This is a genomic window from uncultured Aquincola sp., assembly GCF_964001545.1.
Lineage (GTDB): Bacteria > Pseudomonadota > Gammaproteobacteria > Burkholderiales > Burkholderiaceae_C > Aquincola.
Genome location: NZ_CAXFDV010000322.1, coordinates 1 through 2,335, shown reverse-complemented (window position 1 = coordinate 2,335; position 2,335 = coordinate 1). Strand labels below are relative to the sequence as shown.

Genomic DNA, 2,335 nt, shown 5'->3' with positions numbered 1-2,335 from the left:
TTCAACTCGCTGTTCACCGTCAGCCTGACGGTGGTGCTGGGCATCCTCGTCAACAGCATGCTGGCCTATGCGCTGGCCCGCTTCCGCTTCGCGGGGCGGCAGCTGCTGCTGTCCATCGTGGTGGCGCTGATCATCATCCCGTTCGAGGCGATTGCGGTGCCGCTGCTGCTGCTGGCCAACCAGCTGCCCTGGTTCAGCGGTGAGCTCGGCTGGCTGGACAGCTACCGGGTGCAGATCATCCCGTTCATCGCCAATGCCTTCTCGGTCTACCTCTTCTACCAGTTCTTCATCGCACTGCCCAAGGACCTGGAAGAAGCGGCGCTGATGGACGGCGCAGGCCGGCTGCGCATCTACTGGAGCATCGTGATGCCGCTGTCCAAGCCGGTGATCGCCACGGTGGCGGTGCTGCAGTTCCTGGCCCGTTGGGGCGACCTGCTGTGGCCCATCATGGTGGTGCGCGGCGACACCTACGCCACGCTGCCGCTGGCGATGCAGACCTTCTTCGGCCAGTTCCCGCGGCAGTGGGGTGACGTGATGGCTTTCGCCGCCATGGCCACGTTGCCCACGCTGCTGGTGTTCCTGATCTTCCAACGCTGGTTCGTGCGCAGCGCGATCTCCAGCGGCGTCAAAGGCTAACGAGACAACCCCATGGCCAGCGTTTCACTCCAAAAAATCCACAAGACCTACGCCGGCGGCGTGCACGTCATCAAGGGCATCGACCTGGACATCGCCGATGGCGAATTCATGGTGTTCGTCGGCCCCTCGGGCTGCGGCAAGAGCACGATGATGCGCATGATCGCCGGGCTGGAAGACATCACCGACGGCGAGCTGCGCATCGGCGACCGGCTGGCCAACGACCTGCCGCCGGTCGACCGCCAGGTGGCGATGGTGTTCCAGAGCTATGCGCTCTACCCGCACATGACGGTGGGCGAGAACATGGGCTTCGGCCTGAAGATCAACGGCGCCTCGCGCGACGAGGTCAAGGCCGCCGTCGGCCGCGCCGCCGAAGTGCTGCAGATCACCCACCTGCTGGACCGAAAGCCCAAGGCCTTGTCGGGCGGCCAGCGCCAGCGCGTGGCCATCGGCCGCGCCATCGTGCGCAAGCCCGGCGTGTTCCTGTTCGACGAACCGCTGTCCAACCTGGACGCCGGCCTGCGGGTGCAGATGCGGGTGGAGCTGGCCAAGCTGCACCAGGAACTGGGGACCACGATGATCTACGTGACCCACGACCAGACCGAGGCCATGACGCTGGGCAACCGCATCGCGGTGTTCAACGGCGGCCACATCGAGCAGGTGGGCCCGCCGATGCACCTGTACCAGCATCCGGCCAACACATTCGTCGCGGCCTTCCTGGGCTCGCCCAAGATGAACCTGCTGCCCTGCGAGGTCAGCTCGCCCAGCGGCCACGACCTGCTGGTGCAGCTGAGCGAGCAGGCCAGCTTCAGCACCCCGCGCAACGATGCCTCCCGCTATGCCGGCCAGCCGCGCCGCATGACGGTGGGCGTGCGGCCCGAGTCGCTGGCCGTGGCCACCGCGGGCAGCGGCATCGCCGCTGCGGTGGTGCTGGTCGAGCGCCTGGGCGACGTGCAGGTGGTGCATGCCCGCGTGGCCGGCACCGAGTCGGTGGTCACCGTCAAGCTGCCCGAGAACGGCCAGGCCCTGGCGGCGGGCCAGGCGGTGGTGCTGCGGCCCGAGCCGGGCAGCTGCTACCTGTTCGACGAAAACGGCCGGGCGGCCTGACGATCCGGCGGGGTTTGCGACTATCCTTGGCCCCCTCCGATCCAGCATTCCCCGGAATCCGATCCTTCGTGCCGACCGATCTGAAGCAGTTGTCGGCCCGCCTCGGCCTGTCGGCCACCACCGTCAGCCGTGCCCTCAACGGCTACGACGACGTGAGTGCCAAGACGCGCGAGCGGGTCGAACAGATGGCCCGCGAGCTGGGCTACCAGCCCAACCGCACCGCCCGCCGGCTGGCGCGCGGCCGCGCCGACGCCGTGGGCCTGGTGTACCCGCTGGATGCGGGCGACCTGGGCGACCCGCGTTTCCTGGAGGTGATCGAAGGCCTGTCCGACCGGCTCGAAGCCGACGACATGGACCTGCTGCTGGCCTCGGCCCGTGAGCGCACCGAGCTGCGCACCTACCAGCGGCTGATCAGCGGCGGCCGGGTCGATGGCGTCATCGTCGCCCGCACCCGCGTGGAAGACGAGCGCATCGACTACCTGCAACGCGTCGGCGTGCCGATGGTGGCCTATGGCCGCACGGCCCAACCCGACGGCTTTGCCTGGTTCGACTTCGACAACGAAGCCGGCCTGGTGCTGGCGGTGCGGCAGATGGC

The 2,335-nt window shown here is 68.2% G+C and carries 3 protein-coding genes; all 3 read left to right on the top strand.

Going from position 1 to position 2,335, the window contains the following annotated elements:
• A partial coding sequence (locus tag ABNT58_RS11300; RefSeq protein WP_348753577.1) for a carbohydrate ABC transporter permease occupies nt 1-636 on the top strand: 636 nt, incomplete at its 5' end.
• A 12-nt stretch (nt 637-648) separates the two neighbouring features.
• Nucleotides 649-1,740, top strand: coding sequence for a sn-glycerol-3-phosphate ABC transporter ATP-binding protein UgpC (gene ugpC, locus ABNT58_RS11295; RefSeq protein ID WP_348753576.1), 1,092 nt, complete (start codon nt 649-651; stop codon nt 1,738-1,740).
• Nucleotides 1,741-1,808: 68 nt separating this feature from the next.
• The coding region (locus tag ABNT58_RS11290; protein ID WP_348753575.1) for a LacI family DNA-binding transcriptional regulator at nt 1,809-2,335 on the top strand (527 nt) is incomplete at its 3' end.

Bases quoted from the DNA above. Each gene is read 5' to 3' on its own strand.
- ugpC (WP_348753576.1), top strand. From the start codon at position 649: ATGGCCAGCGTTTCACTCCAAAAAATCCACAAGACCTACGCCGGCGGC.